This window comes from Rhodothermales bacterium, from assembly GCA_041391505.1.
Classification (GTDB): Bacteria; Bacteroidota; Rhodothermia; order Rhodothermales; family JAHQVL01; genus JAWKNW01.
In genome coordinates this window covers 127,326-147,007 of record JAWKNW010000009.1, presented here as the reverse complement: position 1 = coordinate 147,007, position 19,682 = coordinate 127,326, and the positions used below count along the sequence as shown (strand labels likewise).

Here is a 19,682-nt window from a genome sequence, read left to right as displayed (position 1 = left end):
TCAGACCCCCGCGCGCTGCTTCGCCGGGCTGGATTCCCGTCGGGCGATCCCCAGGGCCGCTATTTGCTGATAGACGGCCTCCGCACGTTTCAGCAGCGCGGCGTACGACGGCTTCTGCAACTCGGCCTTCATGGCCGCCTTCATCTCCTTGCGCCGCTGCTCCCCTTCCGAACCCAGCTGCTCGGGGTCGCGCAACGCGTTCATGTTGGCCTCCGTGTACTGGAATACGCCAAAGTCCTTGCCATAACGGGCATTGACGGCTTCGATGACCTCGTCGAGGTGGTTCGTGGTCATGTCGAACGGACTGATCACGCACGCCGGCGCGACATCCATGATCTTCTCATAAAAATGGATGTAGCCGCGCACCGCCTGGCGCAGCGACACGTACGGCCAGCGGCTCACCAGCGAGATGGCGGCCCCGCGCGGCTCGCGGATCGTGATGAGCACCGGAAGCCCCGCCTTCGCGGCCTGGATGATCTGCGCCGGCGAATGCAGATGGTGAGCCAGCCGCAGCGGACGCTCCTGGCTGCGTTTGAAGGCCACCGTCGCGAAGCTGTTGCCCGAGCCCTGGAAGCCGTCGATCACGAACTCGGTGCCGGCGTTGATGGTGCATTCGGACGGGTCGATGTGGCCGACCGCCTTGCGCTGGGCCCACCAGATAAAAGGCTGATAGAACAGCCGCAGGCCCGGTTCGCGGGCCAGCAGCGAACGCACTTCAAATTTTAACTGAAGGAGCGGTCGTTTCACGCGCTGTAACGCCATAGCTGTCACCAAGGACCTGTGCTAGTTGTTCGTTGATATCCTGTACCGTTCGGTCGATCGTAAACCGCGCCTCGGCGGCCCGCCGGCCGGCCGACGCCATGCGTTCGGCCGCATCGGGGTCGGCGAGCACCTGCCGGATCGCGTCCGCCAGTGCCCCCTCGTCGCCCGGCGGGGTCAGCATGCCCAGCCCGGCTTCGTCGATGATTTCGAGCGCGCCGCCGGCCTCCGCCGCGATGACGGGCCGCCGCGCCAGCATCCCCTCCACGATCACCCGGCCGAACGGCTCGGGCGAGATGGAGGTGTGGGCGACGATGTCGACGCTGCGCATCAGCAGCGGCACATCGTCCCGAAAGCCGAGAAAAAGAACCCGATCCGCGACCCCGAGGGACTCGGCTTCACGGCGGAGCTGCGCCTCATAGGCTTTATCGTCCTGAAACAACGCGCCCCCTACCAGGACGGCGCGCACGTCGGGCAACGCCGGCAGGGCCCGGAGCAGCACGTGCTGCCCCTTCCAGGGCGCCAGGCGGCTGAAGACGCCGACGAGCCGGTAGCGGCCCGCACCCAGCGCCTCCCGCTGGGCGGCGACGGCCTCTTCGGTCACGCGGTCGAAGACCGACGGGTCGTGCCCGTTGAACACCGTCGACGTCGGCGTGCGTCCGCCGCTTTCGGTGAAGGCGACGCGGGTGGCCTCGGAATTGACGAGCACCCTCCGGATGAACCGGTTCGCCATCTGCACGGCGAGCGCCCGGTGCATCCCGCTGAAATGGTCGGCCGTCATGATGTCGTGCAGGTTCCAGACGACGGGCCGGCGCGCGAGCCATCCGGCGAGCGCGCCGACGATCATGCCCTTCTGCGAGTTGGCGAAGACGACGTCGTACCCCCGGGCCAGCCGGCGTACCCGGTTGACCATCCCGAGCACCGCCGGGATCGCCTTCAAATCCTGCATCCTGCCCCCCTCCCGCTCGACGCCCAGCATCGCATCCGATGCCGCGATCACCTCGCAGGACACGCCGGCCTCGCGGAGACGGTCGACGAACGGGCCCGGCTCGAACACGACGACATGCGCACGGTCCTGCAGCCGCCGGGCGATATCCAGGAGATACAGTTCGGCCCCGCCCAGGACGCCGGCGTGATCGACAAACAGGATGCGCGGCTTCATCGGACCACCTCCTCATACACATCGCGCGTCTGGCGGGCGATGGCCGTCCAGGTATAGCGCTCTTCCACAAAACGCCGGCAGGCCTCCGCCGTGGGCAGCTTCAGATGGCCGCCCAGCACCTCGCCGATGTACTGCGCGAGGGTGGCCGGCGCGGCATCCGGCATGATCAGGTCTTCCGAGAGATCGCGGACGACCTCGGGCAGCCCGCCGATGTTGGTCACGAGCACCGGCGTGCCGGTGGCCATGGACTCGACCGTGATCAACCCGAACCCCTCCAGCGCCACCGTCGGCACGATCGAAAAATCGGCCGCGGCGTACGCCCACGGCAAGTCCTCCTCGGCGACGAAGCCGAGCAGCCGCACCTGTTCGGACAGGTTGCGCTCGACAATGCGTGCCTGCAGCTCATCGCGGATCGGGCCGCTGCCGGCGATCATCAGCAGGGCGTCCGGATGCGCGCGGCGGACCTCCTCCATCGCGTCGATCAGGTTTTCGAGCCCCATCCGGCGCGCCAGCCGGCGGACGACGAGCAGCGTCGGCCGGTCGACCGGCCACCCGAGACGCCGGCGCGCATCCGCGCGGGTGCCGGCGACGGTGAATCGCTCCAGATGAACGCCCCCGCGCACGATGCGGATGCGGTCCGGGTCGATGCCGTACGACGCGACGAGCACGTTACGAAACGCCTCGGACAACACGATGAGCCGCTCGGCGCGGCGGTAGACGGTGCGCTCCAGGAGCCATTTCGCCTTCACGGCCAAGCCGGCCTCCCCTTCGGCCTGGGACTCCGCCGCCCAGGGGCCGTGAAAGTGCACCACCAGCGGGGTCCGTTTCAGCGCCCCGAGCGCGGGAAAGGCAAACAACGCGAAGTGGGCGGCGACCAGATCGAATGCCCCACCGGCCAGCTCGGCCTTCGTCGCCGCGCGCACGGCGCGGAGCCGGCTCGGCAGCGAGGCGTCGTGCGGCGAAAAGGCCTGCACGCGCCCATCCGTACGCGCCCCCACATCCGACCGCCCCACGACCAGCCCCTTCCCCTCCACGCCGGCCTCCGGCAGGTGTTGCGCCAGCGCATAAAAGACCCGGTCCAACCCGGCCCCCTTCTCGTCGGGCAGCCACCCCACGCCGATCTGCAGCGCGCGCAACGTGCGCAGCGCCGAGGCGGGCGGGGCGGTCTGGATGTCGGAGATGGGGTTCATGGATTAGCGATCAGGGATTTGCGAGCAAGGATTGGCGATTTACGGATTAGCTAGGAATAAAGGTCAAAGGTATCCATAGCGCGCCTTTGTTGGGGCGGTGAGGATGGACGCGAGGGTGCGGCTTGAGGCTGGCAGGCGGGTCTTCCATTTTTCATCGAGCGAGATCCCGCGGTTCTCGTACCGCATCGGGTTGCCGGCGATGGTATGGATACTGCCTTCCCTGAAGTTTTTGACGGCTTCGGCCTCGTACGGGGTGCCGAGGAAGTCGCACACGGCCTGGAACGTGCCTTCGGGATCGGTGGCCAGCGTCTCGTATTTGATCAGCTGGTAGGTGCTGGCGTCGAAAAAGCTCGAGGCGAGCCGCGAAAACAGCGCATTCTGGGTAATCCAGGCGGTCGATTGCCGCGCCGTGTAATACAGCCGCTTATGCAGGTTGAAGCCTTCGCCGGCATCGGACAGGTGCTTGGTCACCGAATAGATGAACGCGCGCGGGTCCTTCACGAGGTGGATCACCTTGAGGTTGAACAGCCCCGAGTGGTGGAGCCACGCGAGGCGATAGGGATCTTTCGAGGCGTCGACGATCCACGCCGGCGTCTCGCCCAGCTGCTCCTGCATGAGGTCCATGAAGGCCGACAGGATTTCGGCGTTGTTGCGTCCGTACGTGTCGATGGCGCGCTTCATCTCGCCCGTGGGGGTAAAGCCCCGTTTGAAGGCGCCCAGTTTCGGGATGCGGAGCGTCCGGCCGGCGTTGTGCTTCTCGCGGAAGAAGTGGAGCCGGGGCTCGGGCTGAGCCAGGGGATCGACGCGCCGGCGCATGGCCGACCAGAACACGCATTGTTCGACGAACTGCCCGCAGCTGCAGGGACGCACGCCGCCCTGTTCGATCTCGTGCGGCCAGATGTGCAGCTCGCCCATCGTCTGGATCTGGGTGTGCGCTCCGAGCATCGATTCGAGCAGCGTCGAGCCGCTGCGCCCGATGCTGGCGATGTATATGAGGTTGATCTTGGACTGAGGGTTCATACGGCTCCGTTCGTAGCGTGCCCGTTGCGTCGCAGGCGGATAGCTTCTTCATACACCGCGCGGTGCTGGCGAGCGACGGCCTCCCAGGAAAATTCCGCCGCGCGCGCGAGTCCGTCGCGGATCATCGCGTCGCGCCGGCCGGCGTCGTCGAGCAGGGTGACGACCGCGTCGCCGAATGCGGCGTCCGGCGCGATGGTCCCGTAGCGGCCGGCGTCCAGCACATACCCGGCGCCGTCGTTTGCCGAGCAGACCACCGGGGTGCCGCTGGCCATGGCCTCGATGTACGGGATGCCGAAGCCTTCATAGACGCTCGGGTAGGCGAAGACCCACGCCGACCGGTAGAGCGCGGCGAGGGTCTGGTCGTCGGGAAAACGCACGTTGCGCACCCGCGGGTGTTCGGGGGCGTGGTCCGCCACCATGATCAGTTCGGCATCCGGCCGGGCCGGCAGCACGCGTTCGACAAACGTCTCGAACAGGAAGCGCCCGCGCTTGCGGCCTTCCCAGGTGCCGATATACAGGATGGTCGGCGCGGCCGCCTTCTCCCCGGGATGGAAGAGCGACAGGTTGACGCCGTTGTTGGCCAGCCGGCTGAGCCGGTACACCTCGGCCGTTTTCGGGCCGACCGCCAGCGACACCGTCGCCAGACGCGCCGCCAGGTGTTCGAGCGGATACACCGCGTACTGCGCCAGCCGGCGTTTCAGCGACGTGGCGGACCGGGCCTCGAACAGCGCCGAGCCATGAAGCGTCCGCACCGAGGCGCCGCCCCGCGCAAAAAGAAACCAGTCGTCGCCGTGCAGGTGCACGACGTCGAACCCCTTGAATCCCGCCCCGTTGAGCAGCACCGGAAGCCCGAACAACCGCAGCAGCTGATTTTCGCGCACGGCCGGCATGCCCTCGAACAGGCGCACATGCCGGTAGCGGACGCCCTCGGGTTTCGGGGACAGGCTGAAGACGGTCACCTCGTCGCCGGGGTGGCGGGCCAGCTCGTCGGCGAGCCGGCTGACGGCCACTTCGACGCCGCCCGGCTTGCGGCCGGGTTCAGGCAGGGTAGTATGAAAAAGCGCGATCTTCACGGTCGTCCCTGGAGCGCCTCACCCCGCCTGCGCGGCGCGGCTCCCATGATAGAGCCTCGACGCCACCGTCATCCCCAGGAAGGCCCATACGATGCATCCCTTGGCGCCGGTCACCTGGTTGGAGGCGCCCATGAGGATAAAAAAGGAGACGACGATCGAGGTGATCATCACCGTAAACTGGTCCGTATTCGCCGCGGTGCAGCGCATCGCGGGGAAGAGCAGCAGCAGGAATCCGAGGACATAGAGCCCGGTGCCCGGCCAGCCGAGCACGTAGAAGATCGTGATGATGCCGCTGTCGAACGTGAACTTGCCGAGCCCGTTGCCGATCGGGTTGCCGAGGATGAGGTCCGACGACTGGGCGTACAGGTCGCTGCGCGCCTTGAAGCTGCCGTCGTCTTCGAGCGAGGTCACGGTATCGACGCGTTCGTTGAGCTTGTCGGACACCGGGCCGAACATCATGAGGGGCAGCATCAGGACGATGCCGATCCCGAGGATGTACATGAGGCGCACCTTCAGGATGCCCTGGAGCCGCCATACGAGGTACATGACGGCGAGAATCCAGCCGGCCCACGACCCGCGCACCATGGCGAGGAGGTAGCCGCCGTATCCCGGCCCCATCGCCAGGCGTGAGAACAACCCTTTCCCGTTGAAGAGCAGGATGAGGCCGGCCATCATCACCATCGCGTACGGCCCCGGCGCGTTGAGCGTCCCGAAGACGCGGATCTCCATCGGCTCGGGGTGACCGATCGACGTCATGCGCGAGCCTTCCATCCACAGCGTGTCCCATCCCGGCGCGAAAAAGAACTGATAGATGCCGTAGAGCCCCATGAGGAACACGCCCCACGTAAAGGTCGACTGGATCGAACGCTGCAGCGCGGGATACTCGTGCCACATGATGGCCACGTGAAAACCGAGCAGAACCGGCGACAGCCACTCGAGCAACTGAAGCGCCGCGCTGACCGGCTGGACGCCCTGCGCCAGACCGATCACCAACCCGTACATGATGCTGACGAGCACGAACAGGAAGGGCTTGTAGACCTTGTTCATCAGGCGTTTGCCGTACCTGAAAAACGTAAACACCGTGAGGAGCACCACGATAAACGGCGTCAACATCGACAGCGGATCGAGGGAATAATACCCGAGCTGGTAGTCGATGATGCGTCGGACGAAGGGCGTCAGAAACCAGGTCCACCAGACAAAACCGAGGTAAAACGTCGGCATCTCCCAGTAAAACCAGAACCCGATGATGAGCGAGGCGATCGGGTAATAATAGTTGAGCAGATCGGCATGCCGGCCCCAGAGCAAAAAGCCGAAGATGGCCAGATACAACAGCAAAAGCCCCATGCCCAGCGTGCTCGCGCGCGTCTGGTAGGCGGCCTCCGGTACCTCGATATGGCGGATGATGCGAATGCTCACAGGGCGGTTTCCGTTAGGATTCGGGGGGATTCGAGGCGCAAGTCCGCGTCGTTCATCACTTCGAGCATACGGGTGGCGATACGCTCCCACGAGAGGTGGCGTTCAAAAAAAGCCTGTCCATCCACCGCGACGTGCTTGCGGAAAGCGGCATCGCCGGCAAGGGCGGCCGCGTTGCGCGCAAACGCCGCCGCGTCGTCGTCCGGCGACAGCATGAACGCGCGCCCGGATGCCTCGCGCAACATGGCATCCGTGTGCTCGCCGGTCGTGCCGACGGTGGCGATGCCGTGCTGCAGCCCGACAATAAACGAGCCGCGCCGGGTAGACACGCCCTTGCGGAACGGGCTCAGGTAGATATCCATCGCGGAGAAATGCGCCGAAACGGACGCCGCCGGCAGCACCCCGGTATCCGTGATCCGGATCGAGCCGCCCACCTCCTTCCGCAGGCGTTCGCCGGCGGTGCCGATGCTAAGCAGCCGGACCCTGTGTCCCTCCGCCGCCATCGCTTCCAGGGCGCGCCGAACAAACCCGAGCATGCGCGACGGATGTGCGCTCCCGAAGACGCCGGCGACCAGTTCGTCCTTCCCGATGCCGAGCGCCTGCCGCGCGGCCGCGCGCGACGTCCGCTCGTTGGGGATGTTGGAGCCCACCGGCAGATGTTCGACGCGTTTGCGCGGAAGCTTCCGCTTGAACGTCTCGGCCCACGGCGCGATCGAAAAAAACACGACATCCGACAGCGCCATCAGCGCCCGAAGCTGCCAGCGGTGCCACGACCCCATCACCAGCGAACGCCAGTCGGTGATCGGCACGAAGGGCTCGTGCACCATCAGCGCCACGCGGACACCCGGCGCCCCCTTACGGATCCGGCGGATCGCCGCCGGCAGCGCGGGATTAAACCCCCACTTGCCGTAGCTGAACGGGTTGTACTGCACCACCAGCCAGTCCGGCGGCTCGCTCAGCACGGCGCCGACGAGCGGACGCATGTGCCGCGGACTATCGATCTCGTAGGCCGAACGGATCGTCACCCCCTCGATCGGCGAATACGCATCCTGATTCGACCAGATCGTCACCCGATGCCCCGGAGCCAGCGTCATCGCCAGGCAACAGGTATAGTCACCTATCCCATCCACCACGGGAGGCAATATCGGATATAGGAGGTGGAGGTTCATGATTGGAATCGCACCGTGTAAATCCTAAAAGGCAAACAGGGAATGGACGACTCGATCGGAGATTGTGCCCGATCCGTCGTTCCCAGGGAAGCGTAGGCGCCGTGTCGGTGCGCCATGTCCCCGATTTGCGATTTGCACTGTGCGATTTGCATGCTAAACGTATCCGTAGAGCGCCAGTTCGTCGCCGGCGACGCGCTCGGCGTCGCGGAGGTCTTCCGCGTTGACGCGTTTGAAGTTGCCGATCGAGCGCGGGTGCGCCTGGGCCAGCATCTTCATGTAGCTCTTGTTGGCCGGCTCGCCGAGGTGTTCGAGGATCGCGCGTCCGTAACCCTGCGGGTCGCGCATGAGGTCCTCGTAGCGGAGCAGCATGATGCGTCCGCTCTCCTTGAGCGCCGGCTGTTCGTAAAACGCGTGGCACTCGCGCACCATGTATTTCCAGAGCCAGATGGCGCGGACATACGGGCTGCTCGCGATGAATTCCTCATCCCGCCCCTCTTCCACCCACCAGGGCACGAAACGGTGATCGAAGGGCCGGCCGAAGCGCATTTCGGAGGCTTGCAGACTCTGCAGGCTCTCGTCGGTCAGCACCTTGTACGTCTTCACCAGCGACTGCGCCACATCCCGCCCATCGCGATAGATGTGGATGACCTTCGCGGCGGGAAACGCCCGGTCGACGAATTCGGGGGTGAAGCTCAGGAAGGGCTCTTTGTAGATCATTTTCCGGACGGTACGCACGCCCTTGAGCGCCCGCACGAGGCCGCCCAGGCCGGTGGACGTGTTCGCCCATTTCTGCAACGCCGCCGCCCGGGAATGGACGCGACCGGAGTGCAGGTAGGCATCGACGAGCCGCTCGAAGGCGACGGCGAGCGCATCGTACACGGCCGGCGTCATCTCGGGATGCCGGACCAGCTGCGGGATCGAGGTCGATACCAGCGTGCCGATCAGCACCTCGGCATCCGGCAGCGTGTTCAGCAGCCGCATGAGGTAGGTCGTCCCCGAACGCGGCGCGCCGAGCACGATGCTCGTCTCGATCGGAGACACGCTCAGGGCCGGGTCCTGGCCGACAAATTGCGAGGGAAAAAGGGTCGTTGCCTGGTCCATACTAGACGGTGCGTAATTCGCCGGCCTGTAGCGCCATGTCATACAGCGCGTCGAGCCGGTCGATAAACGTTCTCATGGAAAATTGCGCGCGCGCCAGCGCGTAGCCGGCGCGGCCTCGGGTCTCGGCCTCGTCGTGGCGCTCGATCAGCCGCTCGATGGCGGCCGCGAGGCGATCGACGTCGTTGGGCGGCACGCGGAGCGCGAAGTCATCGCGCGCGTACTCGGGAATGCCGCCTACTTCGCTGGCGATCACCGCCCGCCCATAGGCGGCGCTTTCGAGCGTCACCAGACCCGCCGGCTCCTGCCAGACGGACGGAAACACGACCGCCCGCGACCGCTGGATGAGCGCCGGCACGTCGCCGCCCTTCACCCAGCCGTGGAAGGTCACCCGATCGCTCAGGCCGTTGGCCCGGCAAAAGGCTTCAAGGCGTCCCTGCAACGGGCCGTCGCCGCCGATGTCCAGATGCGCCGGCCCCCGCACCCGGGCGAACGCGCGCAGCAGCCACTCGGCGCCTTTCTGGTCTACCAGCCGGCCCAGAAACAGGAAACGGGCCACGCCGTCGGCCGGCGTGGGCACATAGGGCGCGTCGACGTCGGGCGCCGGCGAAAGCAGCACGTGCAGACGCGTCGGATCGAACCCGGTCGCCACCATCCGGTCCCGCAGGTAGCCGCTCACCGTGAAGGTGTGCATGCGCGTGCCGGCATACAGCTCGCGCTTGATGCCGCCAAAATGCCGTTTCAGCTTGTCCGGCCGCAGGCTGCCGCACCGCTCGGTCAGATGGCTGACAAAACAGCCGGCCGGCGAATACATGCGGGTGCAGGGCGCCCCCGACCGCACCAGATAACGCGACCCGGTCGGGCACGAGCCCTGGTTGCCGTGCATGGTGCGCACGAGCGGCACCGGCGCGGCGTCGGGATCGGCGACGGGCTTGTGGAGGTGCAGGACGTCCAGCCCGAGGGCCTCGGCCTGTGCGTACAACGCCGCCTCGCTGTCGACGATCACCGTTTTCTCTTCACCACGATGCGCCGGCGATGCGGAGAAATACACCACATCGTGACCCGACGCCACCTGGGCATCGCCCAGGCGCCGCACGTAAGTGGCAATGCCGCCGCTGGCCCAGAGGTTGGGCGCGTAGTGACCGATTCGTCTCATGCGTGCTCGTTTTGCTGGATCCGCATCACGGCTGCAGGCCCCAGTCGGCGTCCCGCTCGTAACCGAGCTTGACGACCAGGTCCGCATAACGCGCCTTGAACGCGTCGAGCAGGGCCGGCGTGAAGTGGTTGCGCCAGTCGCCGTGAACGCCCTTCCGGAAGTGATTCTTCACATCCTCCTCCCCCTTCTTGCGGCCGCCGGACATGCGCTGAAACGATTTTTTGTCCAGGATCCGGCGCAGCAACTCGGCCGGAATCGTGGCCCGGCGGATACGCGGGACGGGAAAGAGCGGGATCTGCCCCGGCATGAAACGACGCCCCTTGTGGTTGAGCCGGTTCATCCGCGTATTGAGCCGCGCGCTCAGCTCGCCGAGCGGACCGTGCCGCTCCTCGTCCAGGATCTCCAGAAAACGCAGAATACGCAAAAACCCTTCGAGCGGCGCGGCGGAAAGCTCCTCCATCTTCATCTCGAGCACATTGGGCTGGCGGTAATTCCAGCGGTCGAACTCCTCGAAGCTCGTCTTGCTGAATTCGAGTTCGAGAAAGAGCCCCTCTTCCCTGGGTACGCTCCGCAGCCGCTCGCGGTGCGCGGCCAGCGCTTCCCAGCCCCGGGTGCTATGGCTGTGCATATGCGAGAAATACGCGGAAACGAGCACGTCCCGCGGGTCGCGGACGACGTGAAAGCCCTTGTAAAAGGTGCAGGCGTCGAGGTGCCGGCTGTCCGCGTTGGTGTAGGCCAGAAAGTCCACCTTGCGGGCCTTCACCAGCCCGTCGAGCGATCCGAAAGGTTCGAAATGCGCCCGCGTATGGGCCATGACGAACCGGATCCCCATGTGAAAACAGATCTCCATGAGGATGTTGTCGATCCAGCCCGTAGCGCACTTGTGGTGTCCGAAAAAGGCGCGCAACGGAAAATCCGATGCGTCGGCGGGGGTAAGGGGCGTTGTGGTCGGGGGCTCGTAAGGCAATGCCAACGTGTCCATAGGTTATTCACCCATTGCTGGTGTCGGGGCGCAGGCGCCCGCGTCGAACGTCAAGGGGTGCTTCACAACGTATTCCAGGCGTTCCAGGATGGCTTCCCAGCTGCCTGTGGGAACGACAAACCCGTTTTCGCCCTCTCGCACGCGCTCTTTCATGCCGGTGTCCTCGGTGACGATGACCGGGACGCCGCACGCGAGCGCCTCGACAGGAGCGTACGCGAAGCCGTCTTCGTAGGTGGGGTGCACGTAGATGTCGGCACGGTGCAGGACCGGCACCGGATCGCCAGGCGCGAGCCGGATGCGGGGATCGCGGGCGATCCATTCCTGCACCTTGCGTTTCATGACCGACGTCGCCCATCCGCCGACGAGCGTCAGCTCGGCATCGGGATGCTGGAGTCGGGTAAAGGCTTCGATCAATAGCGGAACGCCTTTGGTCGCGTCGATGCGGCCGATATAGACGATCCGGAAGCGACCATCGGGGGTACGTTCGACCGGGGGTACAAAACGGGGATCGGCCGTGAGGAAGGTTCTTTTAAGTTTCCGCTCCGGCACGCCGCCCTCGATAAGCGACGCGCGGGTATACTCGGAGTGGGTGTAGATGACGTCGGCGGCGTCGTACTCGCGCAGGGTCTTGCGGGCGAGCGCATCGTTGAGCCACGTATCGCGAATCCCCAGCTGACGCGCCGCTTCGGCATGCCGGCGCTGCACGTTGCGCACGTGGCTGTTGGCCGCGATCAGTTCGAGCTGCGTGTACCCGAGTGCGCGCGCCTTCCCGAACGTATGGAGCGACTTGCCGACAAAACCCATAAACGCGTCGGCGCGCACGTCCAGCTGGCGGGCCACCCGCTTGTCGAACACCTCCTCCCCTACATAGCCCATCCAGGTCGGCATAAACCGCAACGGCGAATACCGTTTCAGCGCCGTGAGTTTGACGAAATCGACGAGATGGCCGATCCGTTCGTCGCCGGGCTTGATCGTATGCGCATAGTAGCCGGCCAGCTCCCCACTCGCCCTCGATTCCTCGACGAGAAAAGCGAAATGCTGGCCCAACCCTCCCTTTCCAAACGGCGTCCTGCAGGCAATTACGCGCATAGTTTTTGATCGCTTCAACCTATTCTCATTCATTGCACCCCCGGCAGAGCGCTGAAAAGGCGGACGGGGCCGGGTTTAAGGTTCCAGGTTCAATGTTTAAGGTTGGCGCCTGTATCGCCATGATGCCCGGCCCAGATACCACCCTTAAACCTTAAACCTAAAACCTGGAACGGTAAACGCGCCCCGCGTTTACCTGATCATCCCGACCCGCTTCTGCAGCCCGCCGAGCTTCTTGCGCATCCGGCCGCGGACCCGGGCGAACATCATCGACTTCACGGTATAGTGGCGGATGTGGCGGTGGCGGTAGGTCTGGTAGCGCCAGTACAGTTGTTTGGTCCAGACCTCGAGCCGGTCTGTCAGCGAGAGCGGGATGTCCTCGAGTTCGTAGCCGAATTCGGCCATCGGCCGGCGGCAGACGGCCTGGATCTTGGCGATATCGGCGGGATCGAGCTTCTTCCGCCATTTGTCCCGCATCTCGGCGGATATCGGCCGGGTGGCGGCGGCGTTAAAATCGGTGGCGGCTTCCTTCTTCATGAAGCGGCTGGCGTCCTCATGAAAGTCCATCATCGCCGGCTCGAAGTCTTCCCCCAGAAAGGCGCACAGGGCGTGGACGGTCTCCTGGGGCGCCTCGACGATGTCCTCGTAGCGCAGCAGAAAACGCTGTTCGGCCGGCACGTATTTTTCCAGGATCGCCCGGCCCTCCGTCATGAATTTGGCGCGCCCGAGCGCGTTGAACACGACGTCGTTCGGGAAGAAGCTCGTTCCGAGCATCGAGGACACGCCGGCGCGGGGATCGCGGACGAGGTGGATGAACCGCGCGTCGGGAAACATCTCGTAGATGATGTCGGCATAAAACAGGTTGCCCGGGGTCTTTTCGCCCCAGCGCACCTTGCCCTGCCGGCCGGCCCAGGCCTCGAGCACGCACTGATACGGCCGCCGGAAATCGGCCGGCCCGTCCTCGAGGATCGTGTGCAGCAACGCCTCGCGGTCGATGTCGCCCAGCGGCTCGCAGTTGTTGTCCAGGAACTGCATCACGAACGACGTATACGCCTCTTTCGTCAGCCCCGGTTTGCGCCAGCGGCCGATCGGCACGCCGGCGAGCGAGGAGCCAAAGTACACCACTTCCTCGGGGATGGCCAGATGCGGATGCGCGTTCAGGATGAGGCGCAGGAGCGTCGTGCCCGAGCGGTTGGCGCCGACGATGAAGATCGGGGATTTCATGCGCCAACCACCTCGTCAAGGACGCCGGCAAACGCTTCGGCGCGCGACCGGTTGGTCATCGTGGCCTGCACGCAGGAGCGATCGACGCGCAGATCGCGCCCCTCGAAGGACGCGGCCGCGAGCCGCTCGATCGCGTCGGCCATCGCCGCGCTATCCCTCGGGCTCACCATATGTACGCCGGGTTTGTCCACCAGAAACTCCTGGTTCTCCCCCGCCGGCACCGCCGCGAGGATCGGGCGGTCCGTCATGAGGTATTCGTAGGTCTTCGCGGAGATGCGTCCGCCCGGCGAACCGTCCGTGCGTTCGGGGAGCGCCATGAAAAGCAGATCGGCCTGCCGCACCTTGTCCTTCACTTCGGCGTGCGGCACTGGCGGATAAACACGCACAAATCCTTCGATGCCGTGCATCTTCAGCACCCGGTCGACCAGCTCCTGCGGGTACTGGTTGCCGTAGACGCTCATCTCGATGCGGCCGGCCCATTCGGGGTGTTTTTCGACGACCGCCTTGATCGCCTGGCCGATATAGACCGGGCTGTGGCTCCGGTGGTCGAGCGTGACGAGGCGATGCCGGCCCAGACGGTTCCAGGCATGGAACAGCCGTTTACCGAACGACGGCGTGCCGCGTTCGTCCAGAAAATGATACCACCCGCTCATCCCGCCGGTGTACACGATCCGGAAGATCCCGTCCGCCGGCGGCGCCATCTCGGCATGGTCGTGCGGGCGCGCGCCGCGACGGATCAGATGCAGTTTGCCGCGGTATTTTTCGGGCTGGCGCGCGGCGATGCGGTCGATGTTGCGCTTCGACACGTAGATGAGCGCGTCGGCGCGGCGGACGTACCGGTCCTCGAGCCAGTGCGCCATCCGGTAATGCAGCCGGGTGGGGTGGCTCGGGTTCATGTCCGTGCAGGTGATGCTGTCGTTCAGGTTGAACACGAGCGGGATGCCGGTCAGGCGCTTCAGCAGCAGCCCGAGGAGGCCCGTCGAATACGGCATCATAAAGACCAGGATGAGATCCGGACGGCGCGCGCGGATCTGGCGGCGCGCTTCGAACAGCGCCGGCAGGATCCAGAAGATAAACGCGTCGGGCCAGACGAACAGGTCGATCAACTTGCCCATCTTGATCCGTTTCAGAAAACGGAAGAGCCCCTCCGGCGTACGCGGCGGCACGCGCCGGATCGTGACGTTTTTACCCAGGGTCGGATGCTTTGCCGCGGTGATGGCCGTGATGTCCCAGCTCGCCTCCAGATGCTCGAGCATGTTCTTGACGCGGGAGGTCAGCGGGTACGTTTCTGGCGGAAAACGATAGGAGATGCAGAGCAGGTGCCTATTCATCGTCTTCGCCCACCCATTTTCGCACGCGTCCCTTCGACCGCTCGAACGGCATGGAAGCGATCTGGTAGGCGCGCATGCGGCGGTGCCGCCACCGCTGGATCTGGCAGTACGCCAGCTTGGCTTGCAACGAGAGGCTGGCCCCTCCGCTGAGGCGCTCCCCGGTCAGCTCGTACCCCATCTCTTCCATCAGCGGCCCGCAGATCGTTTCGACGAGCGCGATCTCGCTCATCGCGAGACCCGAGCGCCATTTCTCCACGCTGGCCGTCGAGATCGGCCTGGTCAGGGTATTCACCCCACCCAGTTCGGCGGAGGACGGATGGATGTTGGCCTCGGATTCCCGATAAAAGTCGAGCATCGCCGGCTCGAACGGCTCGCCGATAAACGCGCAGAGCCGCCGGGCCGTATCCTCCACGCCGGCGACCAGATCCTCGTACCGGATCGTCATCACCAGCGACTCCGGCACCGCCTTTTTCAGCAGGCCGTATCCGTCCTTCACCGAAAGGTACCAGTTGAAAGCGTTGAGCACGCTGTCGTTCAGGAAACGGGCGAACCGGTTCATCGAATAGACCACCGCCCGCGGGTCGCGCACGATATGGATGAACCGCGCCTCGGGATACATCCGGTGGATATAATCCACATAAAAGAGGTTCTTCGGGGTCTTCTCGCCCCAGCGTTCCTTGCCCTGTTCGCGCACCCAGGCGTCCATGACGCCATCCAGCGACCCCCGCAAATCGGTCGGGTGCGCCTGGAGGATGGCCGCTTCGAGCGCCTCGAGGTCGACACGCTGGAAGATGTGGTGCTTCTTGGCGAGAAAGGCGTGCAGAAATTCGCGGTGGGCGGACGCGTTCAGCCGGCCCTGCCGCCACGCCGGCAGTGCGCCTTTCTGCATGGCCTGCGTAAAAAACGCCAGTTCCTTCGGCACCCCGATGCGCGAGTGCGCATTGAGGAGGAGCCGGAGCATGGTCGTCCCGGAGCGGCTGGCGCCAACGATAAAGAAAGGCGTGGTCATGTTGATTGGGTCGTGCGAACGCGCGGAGTCAGCGTCGAAGATCGATCTTTTCTGCTTCCCGTCCGCTCAGATGCAGCACAAAAGCCTTCGCCGCTTCGCGCAGGCTCCGGAACAGCCGGCGCGGCAGGCGCTGCAGGTGATACCAGGCGTCGAGCCCGCGGTGCACGAGGCGCCACAGCGCATTCGATTCGCCCGCCGGCTCCAGCTCGTACCCGAGCGCTTTCATTTCCTTGCCCGCCAGCCAGTTGAAGCGGCGATGCTGGAAACGGCTCCAGCTCTTCCATCGGGCGCTCGGCTCGAAGTCGGCCGTCTTCTCCTTCGGCTTCCAGGTCACACCATCCCCCTCTTTCGAGGCGAACGACGACCCATAAATCGGCGTCTGGCCGGCTTTCTCAAAGTCGTACCGCTCCGCGTCAAGTTCGAGAAACGCCATCACGTCGAGCAACGTGGCGTCGGTTTCGCCGCTCAGGCGCTCGTACTGGATCACCTTGAAGCGGAAATCTCCGCCGTCGCGCCCTTCCCTGAAGCGCGCGATGGCGCGCGCCGCCGAGGCCCAGGCCCGCGTGGCCGTCTCGAAGCGCCAGCCGAAACCCGACATGCCGGAGGCGACGACCGAGCGGCCGTCGCGGACGATGATCAGGAGCGGGGAATGCTGGAAAAACCGCGTGTACAGCCGCAGGTTGGCGACGCTGGGCGTCTTGGTGACGATCCGCTTCGCCGGCGAGAGCGACTTGAGGAACGCCGCGGCGCCGAGGCCGAGCCGGTCGGCCAGGGAATGCACAAACGCCTCGTCCGCGCCCCAGTGGCCCCACTGCCACCGCAGCCGGCCGACGAATCGGTTCAGGCCCTCGATGTGGTGCAGCAGGTAATCTTCCCGCACGGGCGTCGTATTGATCGCCCCGCAATCGGGATGCTGGCAGAGGAGGCGGTGAAGAAAGTTGGTGCCGCTGCGGGGCATGATGCCCACGATGAAGATGGGCTCACGCCGCCAATCGACCGGCGCATTGGATGCCGGCTCCTGGATGGATTCGCTATGGAAGGGCGCGTCGACCATGCTGCGTCAGACTTCGTATCCCAGCGACTCGGCTACCGGCTGGACGATCGGCCGCACGGATTCGCGCAGCGCATCGGTCCATTCGAAGTCGAGCCCGTTGTAATGCGCCTGGGCGTTGAGCTGTTTGCCCATCACGCCCCGGAGCGCGTCTTCCGACGGCAGCGGGGCGCCCACGAACGCAAAGAGGCTTCTGTAGATATCCATATCGTTACTGAAGAATGCGCGCGCGGGCAGCTCGAGCCGACGTTCTTCAGGAAGCGTGTCGAAAAATACCTTGGCGTAGCCGTTGATACGGGCCCAGCGCCAGGCCTCGCGCTGGAGGTTGGTGTAGGATTCCCACTGCGCGAAGGCCGGATCGTCGGTCCGCGGATGGATGCGGGCGAAATTCCACGCCATGTTGCCGCCCTGGTAGGCGCCGCGCTGCATGCCCGAACGGATCACCTGATAGGGGTCGCGATGCGAAAAGATGAACCGGCTCGCGGGGAAGGCCTCGGCGAACGCCGGCGCCATGTAGGTGATCCGGTTGTTGGATTCGACATAGATCCGCCCCTCGGCGCAGGCTTCGAGCACGAAGTCGTCGCGGACGGCGAGGGCAAACGGCCGCCAGCGGTCCATCCAGCCTTCGCGCTCGTCCATAAACGCCTCGTAGGAGGCGCGGACGAGGCGCGGCGCCGGCTCGTGCTGCGCCAGCACCGCCGGCGACAGCGCGAGCATCGAAGCGATCGTCTGCGTGCCCGTACGCCCGGTCGACAGCGCGAACACGCAGGGAAAACCCTCCCACTGCGCCTCGTACGCCTTGCCCAGCGTCAGCTTGAGCTCCTTCTTCTTCGCAATCCGCTCGCGCTCCAGATACCGCTTCAGCTTGCGGTGCATCCGCGAAAGCGCCTCGTCGGCCTGCGATGCTATGGCTGTCGATAAATTCATGATGTCCTGTACACCGGTGCGAATCGTTCGTGCGCGTACGTCTGGGCAAGAGATATATCGGGTTACGGTCCCTGGGGGGACCTAACCCGATCTACGGATTTCGCTTCGTCGACTCGTTCGGCCCGAAACCGTGTTTCAATTTGCCCTTTACCTGTTGCCATCCAATCACGCTTCCATCGCCAGCTGAAACTGGATCGCGTGGAATTCCCAGAGCTTGCCTTTTTTCTCGAGTAGGTCGCTGTAGGTGCCCTGCTCGAGCACCCGGCCCTTCTCGAGCACCACGACCCAGTCGGCATTTTCGACGGTGGACAGCCGGTGGGCGATCGCGATGACGGTCCGCCCTTTCATGAGGCGTTCCAGGGATTGCTGGACGAGCTTTTCGGACACGCTGTCGAGCGCGCTCGTGGCCTCGTCCAGGATGAGGATGTCGGGATCGCGCAGGATGGCGCGCGCAATGGCGATGCGCTGCCGCTGGCCGCCGGACAACCGCATGCCGCTGTCGCCGAGGATCGTGTCCAGGCCGTTCGGCATGTCGGCGATGAATTCCAGGGCGTTGGCCTGCTCGGCAACCTCCAGGACGCGCTCGTCGGACACGCCCTCCAGCCCGTAGGCGATGTTGTTGCGGATCGTGTCGTTGAAGATGAACGTGCTCTGGCTCACGACGGCGATCTTCTCGCGCAGGGTGCGGGAGTTGACGTCCCGAAGGTCGGTGTCATCCCACAATACCCGGCCCCTGGACGGGTCGTAGAATCGGGGAATCAGATCGACGAGGGTCGACTTGCCGGCGCCGGAGGTCCCAACGATCGCGGTGGTTTTCGCCCGCTCGATCCGGATATTGATGTCCTGCAGCACCTCGCCGTCGCTGTCGTAGCTGAAGGAGACGTCCTCGAACGTGATGCCCTTCTTGAGCTTGTCGACGGTCCCCTTGCCTTCCACGAGGTACGGCTTGTTGTCCGTCCGCAGCAGTTCCGCCACGTTGATGAGCGAGCCATGGAGACTGGCCCAGGTGCCACGGTTTTTGTTCAGCTCGGTGATGAGCGGCATCATGCGCACCAGCGCGAACACGAACGCGAGCAGCAGCGCGACGTCGAGCTTGCCGGGCAGCACGTAATACTGGGTGGCGACGAGGATGATGATGATGAGCAGGCTGCTGATCACGCCCTGCGAAATCGGCGTCACCTTCAACCGCTCGTAGCCGTTGCGGATCATCGCCTTGGCGAGCCGATTGATGGCCTTGTTGACGCGGCTGCGCTCGAAATCCTGCGTATTGTACGCCGCGATCGTCCGGACCCCACCGATCAGTTCGGTCAGCGACGACGTAAACACGCCGCTGGCCGACGTCACCCGCTCGCCGCCACGCTTGATGCGCTTGAAGAAGCGGCCGAGCGCCATCGACAGCGTGCCGAAACAGACGAGGATGATGAGCGACAGCTGCCAGGAGACGTAGACCATCAACGCCACGTACACCAGCATCAGGGCGCCGCGGATGATGAACACGTTGACGGCCTGGAGCGACTGGATGACGCGGCTGATCTCGGTCGTGAGACTGTTGATGATCTCGCCGGCCCGCGTCTTCGAAAAATACCGCAGCGAAACCGCCAGCAGCTGGTCGATGATCCGGGCCCGCATCCCTTCCACGTAGCGGACGCGCGCGACCGTCGCGTAGTACTCGGAGAGGAAGCTGAAGCCGGCGCGGAGCCACGAGGCGGCCAGGATGATGGCGCAGATCCGGTAGAGCCGCTCGAGCTGGGTCCCGTTCACCTTCAGCACCAGCTCGTCGAACCACATCCACCCGGTATGGAAGGTCTCGACCTGCGTATCTGCGATGTTGCGCAGGAACGGGATCAGCATGCCGATGCTGGCGCCTTCGAACACCGCCGCCAGCAGCGCGAACGCGCAGGTCAGCGTGACGAAGTACCAGTGTTCACGAAAGATGCCCAGCAGGATGCGGACCTCTCGGCTCAATCGCTTATTTATAAAAGAAATCATGTAGCCCTGGTTGGCAAATGGGCAGGTTGCAGGTCGGTGCGTG

The 19,682-nt window shown here is 64.9% G+C and carries 17 protein-coding genes; all 17 read right to left on the bottom strand.

The features are described 5' to 3' along the window. A complete protein-coding gene (locus R2834_11090) occupies positions 1-747 on the bottom strand; it encodes a hypothetical protein (protein MEZ4700866.1) in 747 nt (248 codons plus the stop codon). Next, positions 716-1,921, bottom strand: coding sequence for a glycosyltransferase family 4 protein (locus R2834_11085; protein ID MEZ4700865.1), 1,206 nt, complete (start codon positions 1,919-1,921; stop codon positions 716-718). The genes R2834_11090 and R2834_11085 overlap by 32 nt, the downstream gene beginning before the upstream one ends. Beyond that, positions 1,918-3,111: a glycosyltransferase family 4 protein gene (locus tag R2834_11080; GenBank protein ID MEZ4700864.1), complete on the bottom strand. Its 1,194-nt coding sequence runs from the start codon at positions 3,109-3,111 to the stop codon at positions 1,918-1,920. The genes R2834_11085 and R2834_11080 overlap by 4 nt, the downstream gene beginning before the upstream one ends. Positions 3,112-3,174: 63 nt before the next feature. Further along, positions 3,175-4,131, bottom strand: a complete 957-nt coding sequence (locus tag R2834_11075) for a sulfotransferase (GenBank protein MEZ4700863.1) — start codon at positions 4,129-4,131, stop codon at positions 3,175-3,177. Further along, positions 4,128-5,204: a glycosyltransferase family 4 protein gene (locus R2834_11070; GenBank protein ID MEZ4700862.1), complete on the bottom strand. Its 1,077-nt coding sequence runs from the start codon at positions 5,202-5,204 to the stop codon at positions 4,128-4,130. Before R2834_11070 ends, R2834_11075 begins: the two co-directional genes overlap by 4 nt. Positions 5,205-5,222: 18 nt before the next feature. Continuing rightward, the gene (locus R2834_11065) at positions 5,223-6,620 is read right to left on the bottom strand and encodes a hypothetical protein (GenBank protein MEZ4700861.1); all 1,398 of its coding nucleotides are present in this window, start codon (positions 6,618-6,620) and stop codon (positions 5,223-5,225) included. Next, complete coding sequence (locus tag R2834_11060) at positions 6,617-7,786, bottom strand: hypothetical protein (protein MEZ4700860.1); 1,170 nt, start codon at positions 7,784-7,786, stop codon at positions 6,617-6,619. The genes R2834_11065 and R2834_11060 overlap by 4 nt, the downstream gene beginning before the upstream one ends. Positions 7,787-7,939: 153 nt before the next feature. Continuing rightward, positions 7,940-8,887 (bottom strand): sulfotransferase, encoded by a 948-nt coding sequence (locus R2834_11055; protein ID MEZ4700859.1) that lies wholly within the window; start codon positions 8,885-8,887, stop codon positions 7,940-7,942. A gap of 1 nt (position 8,888) precedes the next feature. Then, positions 8,889-10,040, bottom strand: coding sequence for a glycosyltransferase family 4 protein (locus R2834_11050; GenBank protein MEZ4700858.1), 1,152 nt, complete (start codon positions 10,038-10,040; stop codon positions 8,889-8,891). Between the two features lie 25 nt (positions 10,041-10,065). Beyond that, on the bottom strand, positions 10,066-10,890 hold the full coding sequence (locus R2834_11045; protein ID MEZ4700857.1) for a sulfotransferase domain-containing protein: 825 nt from the start codon (positions 10,888-10,890) through the stop codon (positions 10,066-10,068). A gap of 135 nt (positions 10,891-11,025) precedes the next feature. Continuing rightward, a complete protein-coding gene (locus R2834_11040; GenBank protein MEZ4700856.1) occupies positions 11,026-12,111 on the bottom strand; it encodes a glycosyltransferase family 4 protein in 1,086 nt (361 codons plus the stop codon). A gap of 189 nt (positions 12,112-12,300) precedes the next feature. Further along, positions 12,301-13,332 carry a sulfotransferase gene (locus R2834_11035; GenBank protein MEZ4700855.1) on the bottom strand — a complete coding sequence of 344 codons (1,032 nt, stop codon included), beginning with the start codon at positions 13,330-13,332 and terminating at the stop codon, positions 12,301-12,303. After that, positions 13,329-14,663 carry a glycosyltransferase gene (locus R2834_11030; GenBank protein MEZ4700854.1) on the bottom strand — a complete coding sequence of 445 codons (1,335 nt, stop codon included), beginning with the start codon at positions 14,661-14,663 and terminating at the stop codon, positions 13,329-13,331. The genes R2834_11035 and R2834_11030 overlap by 4 nt, the downstream gene beginning before the upstream one ends. Further along, positions 14,656-15,672 carry a sulfotransferase gene (locus tag R2834_11025; GenBank protein MEZ4700853.1) on the bottom strand — a complete coding sequence of 339 codons (1,017 nt, stop codon included), beginning with the start codon at positions 15,670-15,672 and terminating at the stop codon, positions 14,656-14,658. The genes R2834_11030 and R2834_11025 overlap by 8 nt, the downstream gene beginning before the upstream one ends. A gap of 28 nt (positions 15,673-15,700) precedes the next feature. Beyond that, entirely contained in the window at positions 15,701-16,726 is a 1,026-nt protein-coding gene (locus tag R2834_11020) for a sulfotransferase (GenBank protein ID MEZ4700852.1), read from the bottom strand. Positions 16,727-16,732: 6 nt separating this feature from the next. Beyond that, positions 16,733-17,650 (bottom strand): sulfotransferase, encoded by a 918-nt coding sequence (locus tag R2834_11015; GenBank protein ID MEZ4700851.1) that lies wholly within the window; start codon positions 17,648-17,650, stop codon positions 16,733-16,735. Between the two features lie 165 nt (positions 17,651-17,815). After that, positions 17,816-19,639, bottom strand: coding sequence for an ABC transporter ATP-binding protein (locus R2834_11010; GenBank protein ID MEZ4700850.1), 1,824 nt, complete (start codon positions 19,637-19,639; stop codon positions 17,816-17,818). Between the last annotated feature and the right edge of the window lie 43 nt (positions 19,640-19,682).

Bases quoted from the DNA above. Each gene is read 5' to 3' on its own strand.
- R2834_11080 (MEZ4700864.1), bottom strand. From the start codon at position 3,111: ATGAACCCCATCTCCGACATCCAGACCGCCCCGCCCGCCTCGGCGCTG.
- R2834_11030 (MEZ4700854.1), bottom strand. From the start codon at position 14,663: ATGAATAGGCACCTGCTCTGCATCTCCTATCGTTTTCCGCCAGAAACG.
- R2834_11020 (MEZ4700852.1), bottom strand. From the start codon at position 16,726: ATGGTCGACGCGCCCTTCCATAGCGAATCCATCCAGGAGCCGGCATCC.
- R2834_11035 (MEZ4700855.1), bottom strand. From the start codon at position 13,332: ATGAAATCCCCGATCTTCATCGTCGGCGCCAACCGCTCGGGCACGACG.
- R2834_11060 (MEZ4700860.1), bottom strand. From the start codon at position 7,786: ATGAACCTCCACCTCCTATATCCGATATTGCCTCCCGTGGTGGATGGG.
- R2834_11050 (MEZ4700858.1), bottom strand. From the start codon at position 10,040: ATGAGACGAATCGGTCACTACGCGCCCAACCTCTGGGCCAGCGGCGGC.
- R2834_11015 (MEZ4700851.1), bottom strand. From the start codon at position 17,650: ATGAATTTATCGACAGCCATAGCATCGCAGGCCGACGAGGCGCTTTCG.
- R2834_11045 (MEZ4700857.1), bottom strand. From the start codon at position 10,890: ATGGAGATCTGTTTTCACATGGGGATCCGGTTCGTCATGGCCCATACG.
- R2834_11010 (MEZ4700850.1), bottom strand. From the start codon at position 19,639: ATGATTTCTTTTATAAATAAGCGATTGAGCCGAGAGGTCCGCATCCTG.
- R2834_11040 (MEZ4700856.1), bottom strand. From the start codon at position 12,111: ATGCGCGTAATTGCCTGCAGGACGCCGTTTGGAAAGGGAGGGTTGGGC.
- R2834_11075 (MEZ4700863.1), bottom strand. From the start codon at position 4,131: ATGAACCCTCAGTCCAAGATCAACCTCATATACATCGCCAGCATCGGG.
- R2834_11025 (MEZ4700853.1), bottom strand. From the start codon at position 15,672: ATGACCACGCCTTTCTTTATCGTTGGCGCCAGCCGCTCCGGGACGACC.
- R2834_11055 (MEZ4700859.1), bottom strand. From the start codon at position 8,887: ATGGACCAGGCAACGACCCTTTTTCCCTCGCAATTTGTCGGCCAGGAC.
- R2834_11085 (MEZ4700865.1), bottom strand. From the start codon at position 1,921: ATGAAGCCGCGCATCCTGTTTGTCGATCACGCCGGCGTCCTGGGCGGG.